Raw genomic sequence first — 2613 nt, forward strand, 5'->3', positions numbered from 1 at the left:
CCGCTCTTCGCCGAGCTGCGGCCCTGTTCGTGGGCGGCGAATGGTTCCGGCACGCTGGCGGGGCGTTCCCCTGGCGTGGGGTTGGACGGCACGGGGCAGGAGCAAGCTGCTGGGGTGGCGCAGCGGCTGGCTGGTGTTCCGGTGCAGCAGGTGGTGGTGTCGCCGTTGCAGCGTTGTCGGGAGACGGTGGCGGATTTCGTGGTGCAGCGCGGTTTGGATCCCGTGGTCGATGATCGGTTCTGCGAGGTCGATTACGGGGAGTGGACGGGGCGCAAGCTGGAGGAGTTGACCAAGGAACCGCTGTGGAAGGTGGTTCAGCAGCATCCGTCGGCCGCGGTGTTCCCGGGCGGTGAGGGGTTGGCGCAGGTGCAGGCGCGGGCGGTGGCTGCGGTGCGCGACTACGACCGCCGGCTGGGGGATGACGAGGTGTGGTTGGTGTGCACGCACGGGGATGTGATCAAGGCGGTGTTGGCCGATGCGTTGGGGCTGCATCTGGATTCGTTCCAGCGCATCGTGGTGGATCCGTGTTCGATGAGCGTGGTGCGGTACACCGAGACGCGCCCGTTCGTTTTGAAGATCAATGACACGGGTTCGGACGTGTCGGGGTTGTTGCCGCCGAAGCGGGAATCCGGTTCCGATGCCGTGGTGGGCGGTTCCACCGGGGATCGGTAGTTGCGCGGTTGTTGCTGGGGTGCGGTGTGATCGAGCTGAAGACGAAGTCCGAGGTCGAGGCGATGCGCGAGGCCGGTCGGGTGGTGGCTCGTGCTTTGCAGGCGGTGCGGGAGCACGCCGCGGTGGGGGTGTCGCTGCGCGAGTTGGACGAGGTGGCGCATGCGGTGATCACCGAGGCGGGTGCTGAGCCGCTGTTCTTGGGGTATCACCCGAGTTGGGCTCCGTCGCCGTTTCCGGCGGTGGTGTGCACGTCGGTGAACGAGGTCGTGGTGCACGGGATTCCGAGTGGCCGCCGGTTGCAGGACGGGGATTTGCTCAGCGTGGATTGCGGGGCAAGGTTGGACGGCTGGTGCGGTGATGCGGCGATCAGCCTGGTCGTGGGAGAGCCCCGGGCGCAGGACAAGGTGTTGATCGACACGGCTGAGCAGGCGCTGGCCGATGGTGTTGCGGCGGCGGTGCCGGGTGGTCGGCTGGGCGATGTGTCGCACGCCATTGGCGTGGTGGGGCGTGGTGCGGGCTATGGCATCCCGGGGATGTTGGGGGGCCACGGCATTGGTCGGCAGATGCACGAGAAGCCGTTCGTGCCCAATCGGGGCCCGGCGGGCACGGGCACGCCGCTGCGCCCGGGGTTGGTGTTGGCGATCGAGCCGATGTTCATCTCCGGCGGGGATGACGGGGTGAGCACTGCCGGGGATGGCTGGAAGGTGGTTGCTGATGATGGCAGCCGTGCGGTGCACGTGGAGCACACGGTGGCCATCACTGAGGACGGGCCGCAGGTGTTGACCTTGCCGTGATCACTGCTGGGCCCAGTACTGGTGCACGTGCTCGGGTTTCCAGGCTCCGCGGTCGGTGGCGATGCGGGTGACGAACTGGGGGCTGGTGACGTCGAAAGCCGGGTAGAGGCCGGTGACGCGGTCGCTGGCGGTGCGGTGGCCGAGGGTGTGCAGCACGTCGTTGCCGTCGCGGTATTCGATGGGCACGTCGCTTCCGGTGGCGGAGTGCGGGTCGGGGGCGTGGCAGAGCGCGTAGTAGGGGATGCCGAAGGTGTGGGCGGCCACGGCGAGCTGGAGGGTGCCGACTTTGTTGATGACGTGGCCGTCCATGGTGACGCGGTCGCTGGCGGTGACCAGCATGTCGATTCTTCCGTCTTGCATCAGCGCAGCGGGCATGCCGTCGCTGACCAGTGTGGTGGGTACGCCCATTTCGGCGAGCGTTTCAGCGGTCAGCCGGGCTCCCTGCAGGTAGGGGCGGGTTTCGGTGCAGATGAAGGAGAGTTGTTTGCCCGCTTGCAGGGCCTGTTCGACCATGCCGGTCAGGTAGAGGTCTCCCCAGCAGTGGGTGAGGACGCAGGCCCGGTCCGGTAGGAGTTGGGCGGCGGTTTTGCCGAGTTCTTGGCTGCGTTGCCGGTAGTCGCGTTCGCCGGCGAGGGCGCCTTGTTCGGCGGCGGCCAGGACGTCGTCGGGGTGGTGGTCGACGGCGTTGAGGACCCAGGTGACGGCTTTGCGGGGCTGGTCGTTGGTGGGGCGGGTGGCGATGAGCCGATCTGCGGCGTGGCGCAGCTGTTCGCGGGCTTTTTCGGGGGGCAGGTGGCGGGCCTGGCGGGCGGCCAGGACCATGCCCCACAGCACCGCGAAGTACGGCCCGGAGGACTGGGTGACCATGTCTTCGATGGCGCGGGCGACGTCTTCCACGGTGCGGGCGCAGATCCACCGGTGTTCGAAGGGGAACACCCGACGGTCGAGGATGTGCACTCCGTCGTCGTCGAGCCGGACGCTGTCGGCCAGGGTGGGTGCGTCGGGGTAGCGGGAAGTAGGCGGCATCGTGTCCTCACCGGCGCCGGTTTCGTGTTGTGACGGTGATCAGGGTAGTGAAGCGGGGATGTCGGCAGCCTCTGGAAACCGCAATTATTTCGTCACGTGACTGAAAAACGGTGGGGTTGGG

The 2613-nt window shown here is 67.6% G+C and carries 3 protein-coding genes; 2 read left to right on the top strand and 1 reads right to left on the bottom strand.

Annotated elements, in window-relative coordinates; genetic code table 11:
• The first annotated feature begins 15 nt into the window (after positions 1 to 15).
• Both SREC43747_RS0119065 and map read left to right on the top strand, forming a co-directional pair.
• Positions 16 to 672 carry an MSMEG_4193 family putative phosphomutase gene (locus tag SREC43747_RS0119065; RefSeq protein ID WP_029722974.1) on the top strand — a complete coding sequence of 219 codons (657 nt, stop codon included), beginning with the start codon at positions 16 to 18 and terminating at the stop codon, positions 670 to 672.
• 26 nt (positions 673 to 698) lie between these two features.
• Positions 699 to 1466 carry a type I methionyl aminopeptidase gene (map, locus tag SREC43747_RS0119070; RefSeq protein ID WP_029722975.1) on the top strand — a complete coding sequence of 256 codons (768 nt, stop codon included), beginning with the start codon at positions 699 to 701 and terminating at the stop codon, positions 1464 to 1466.
• On the opposite strand, the gene SREC43747_RS0119075 is transcribed toward map, so the two are convergent.
• The gene (locus tag SREC43747_RS0119075; RefSeq protein ID WP_029722976.1) at positions 1467 to 2492 is read right to left on the bottom strand and encodes a s-methyl-5-thioribose-1-phosphate isomerase; all 1026 of its coding nucleotides are present in this window, start codon (positions 2490 to 2492) and stop codon (positions 1467 to 1469) included.
• Positions 2493 to 2613 lie beyond the last annotated feature (121 nt).

Source organism: Saccharopolyspora rectivirgula DSM 43747 (genome assembly GCF_000497205.1).
GTDB classification, from domain to species: domain Bacteria; phylum Actinomycetota; class Actinomycetes; order Mycobacteriales; family Pseudonocardiaceae; genus Saccharopolyspora; species Saccharopolyspora rectivirgula.